We start from the raw sequence: 2,900 nt of genomic DNA, 5'->3' as shown, positions 1-2,900 counted from the left end.
CCACTACGTAAAGCTTGTCGAGTTGACGGGCGGCATCATATGAATTCCCTCGGCATGTGTCAACGGCAAAATGAACTTGCCGAATTCAATCGCTGAAAAAGCATTCAAATAAAGGACATTGCGGCACAACTCGCATTCAGTAGTTAAACACGTCACGGTTTCGACTAAAATGGTGCTATAAAATGAACCACTAATTAACCCCACGACTATTCAGGGAATCGTTATGTTCAAGGAACGGATGACGCCAGAAGAACTCGCTAATCTCACCGGTTACAGCCGACAAACCATCAATAAATGGGTACGGAAAGAAGGCTGGGCAACATCGCCCAAACCTGGCGTCCAGGGCGGTAAAGCCCGTCTGGTTCATGTAAACGAACAGGTTCGTGAATATATCCGCAGCGCTGAACGTTCAGTTGACCATCACGCAGACACATTTACGCCTGCCAGCAACGCATCGCTTGAAGCGCTGCTCATGACGCTTGCCAAAGAGATGACCTCATCCGAGCAGAAACAGTTTACCTCTCTCCTCGTGCGTGAAGGGATTACCGGTTTGTTACAACGCTTAGGGATACGCGATAGCAAATAATATGAAAAGATTACGCAGTAAAATGACCACTGAAGAGCTGGCTGAATGCCTCGGCGTGGCCAGACAAACCGTCAATCGCTGGATCAGAGAACAACACTGGAAAACCGAAAAATTTCCCGGCGTCAAAGGCGGACGCGCAAGACTCATCCATATTGATGCCAGCGTGCGGGAGTTTATTCTCAATATTCCGGCTTTTCGCAAACTGCCTGCGTTTTATCAGGCGGAAGAGGCTTTCGCAGAATATGCGAACGCGGCGCACAGTCACGCTTATCGACAAATTATTGATGCCGTTGAAAATATGTCTGCTCAGGAACAGGAAAAACTGGCGCTGTTTTTATCGCGGGAAGGTATTCGCGGATTTCTGACGCGTTTAGGTATCAATGAGGCGGACTAACAAATAATAAACGGCAGGCGTCTGCCCTGCCGTTTATTCTGTTTCAGCTGGCGTTACTGCTGGCTTTCACGCTCGGCGATAAAGCCCAGCGCTTTGTTGATGCGCTCAATGCTGCGGGTTTTACCAATCGCATGTACGGTGACATCCAGCGCAGGCGACTGCCCGGCACCGGTCACAGCCACACGCAGCGGCATCCCTACTTTACCCATCCCCACTTCCAGCTCATCCGCCGTGGCCTGAATCGCGTGGTGGACGTTTTCTGCTGACCAGTCCGTAATCGCCGACAGCTTGTCGCGCACCACTTCCAGCGGCTGACGCGCCACCGGGCGGAGGTGTTTTTTCGCCGCATCGGCGTCAAACTCGCTGAAGTCTTCATAGAAGTAGCGGCAGCTCTGCGCCATCTCTTTCAGAGTTTTGCAGCGTTCGCCCAGCAACTTCACCAGTTCAGCAAGCTGCGGGCCGTTACGGGTGTCGATATTTTCCTGCTCGATATGCCACTGCAAATGCGTCGCCACATATTCCGGCGCCAGCGTATTGATATAGTGGTGGTTCAGCCACAGCAGTTTATCGGTGTTGAACGCGCTCGCAGACTTGCTCACCGCACCGAGGGAGAACAGCTTGATCATCTCTTCGCGGGTGAAGATTTCCTGATCGCCGCTGGACCAGCCCAGACGCACCAGATAGTTCAGCAACGCTTCCGGCAGATAACCGTCATCGCGATACTGCATCACGCTCACCGCACCGTGACGTTTAGACAGCTTTTTACCGTCGTCGCCGTTAATCATCGACACATGCGCGTACATCGGCACCGGCGCGTTTAACGCTTTCAGAATGTTAATCTGGCGCGGAGTATTGTTGATATGGTCTTCGCCACGAATCACATGGGTAATTTCCATATCCCAGTCGTCCACCACCACACAGAAGTTGTAGGTCGGCGAACCGTCGGTACGACGAATGATCAGATCGTCCAGCTCCTGATTGCTGAATTCGATCGGCCCACGGATCTGATCATCAAAAATAACGGAACCGTCCTGCGGGTTAGCAAAGCGCACCACGCATGGCTCATCGTCGGCATGATGTTCGTGACTGTGGCGGCAGCGCCCGTCATAACGCGGCTTCTCGCCTTTCGCCATCTGATCTTCACGCAGTTGCTCCAGACGCTCTTTAGAGCAGTAGCATTTATAGGCCGTTCCCGCCTCCAGCATCTCGTCAATCACCGCGTTATAGCGATCAAAACGTTTGGTCTGGAAATATGGGCCTTCGTCCCATTCCAGGTTCAGCCAGTTCATACCATCCATGATGGCTTCAATGGCTTCCGGCGTGGAACGCTCAAGATCGGTGTCTTCAATACGCAGCACGAACTCACCGCCGTGGTGACGTGCGAAAAGCCAGGAATAAAGAGCAGTACGCGCGCCGCCGACGTGCAGATAACCTGTCGGGCTAGGCGCGAAGCGAGTTTTGATTTTCATGAAATGGCCTTACGTTTATAAAGATGCCGACAACCGGCAAATCCTGGAAAGATGAATAGCCTTGTATTCTATCACTGTGGCTTGATTCCTCAATGTTGATCCGGTCAGAACGCTGCGCTTTGCTATTTCCGTATAGAAATCATGCAGTGCGGGGTAATTCACGATCGTTTTGTTTAATTTTACGACGAACAAACAAAAACTTTAGAAAATGCGTTGACTCATTTTCAACTCTCCCTATAATGCGACTCCACACAGCGGGGGTGATTAGCTCAGCTGGGAGAGCACCTCCCTTACAAGGAGGGGGTCGGCGGTTCGATCCCGTCATCACCCACCAACTACTTTATGTAGTCTCCGCCGTGTAGATAAGAAATTGAGAAGTGGGTGATTAGCTCAGCTGGGAGAGCACCTCCCTTACAAGGAGGGGGTCGGCGGTTCGATCCCGTCATCACCC

General features: G+C 51.8%; 3 protein-coding genes and 2 tRNA genes. 4 read left to right on the top strand and 1 reads right to left on the bottom strand.

Going from position 1 to position 2,900, the window contains the following annotated elements; genetic code table 11:
• Nucleotides 1-223: 223 nt before the first annotated feature.
• Both ACLJZ5_RS21725 and ACLJZ5_RS21720 read left to right on the top strand, forming a co-directional pair.
• Nucleotides 224-586 carry a MerR family transcriptional regulator gene (locus ACLJZ5_RS21725; RefSeq protein WP_000472034.1) on the top strand — a complete coding sequence of 121 codons (363 nt, stop codon included), beginning with the start codon at nt 224-226 and terminating at the stop codon, nt 584-586.
• Nucleotide 587: 1 nt separating this feature from the next.
• On the top strand, nt 588-980 hold the full coding sequence (locus ACLJZ5_RS21720; RefSeq protein WP_000826514.1) for a MerR family transcriptional regulator: 393 nt from the start codon (nt 588-590) through the stop codon (nt 978-980).
• A 53-nt stretch (nt 981-1,033) separates the two neighbouring features.
• Here the strand turns inward: ACLJZ5_RS21720 and gltX are convergent, their stop codons facing one another.
• Complete coding sequence (gltX, locus tag ACLJZ5_RS21715; RefSeq protein WP_000695623.1) at nt 1,034-2,449, bottom strand: glutamate--tRNA ligase; 1,416 nt, start codon at nt 2,447-2,449, stop codon at nt 1,034-1,036.
• A gap of 258 nt (nt 2,450-2,707) precedes the next feature.
• Here gltX and ACLJZ5_RS21710 point away from each other — a divergent pair.
• A tRNA-Val gene (locus ACLJZ5_RS21710) sits at nt 2,708-2,783 on the top strand.
• 45 nt (nt 2,784-2,828) lie between these two features.
• Nucleotides 2,829-2,900, top strand: a tRNA-Val gene (locus ACLJZ5_RS21705).

It is taken from the genome of Salmonella sp. 5800, from assembly GCF_046558195.1.
GTDB lineage: Bacteria > Pseudomonadota > Gammaproteobacteria > Enterobacterales > Enterobacteriaceae > Salmonella > Salmonella enterica.
This window is presented reverse-complemented; position numbering and strand designations above follow the sequence as displayed.

Coding starts and splice junctions, on each gene's coding strand:
- ACLJZ5_RS21725 (WP_000472034.1), top strand. CDS start 224: ATGTTCAAGGAACGGATGACGCCAGAAGAACTCGCTAATCTCACCGGT.
- ACLJZ5_RS21720 (WP_000826514.1), top strand. CDS start 588: ATGAAAAGATTACGCAGTAAAATGACCACTGAAGAGCTGGCTGAATGC.
- gltX (WP_000695623.1), bottom strand. CDS start 2,449: ATGAAAATCAAAACTCGCTTCGCGCCTAGCCCGACAGGTTATCTGCAC.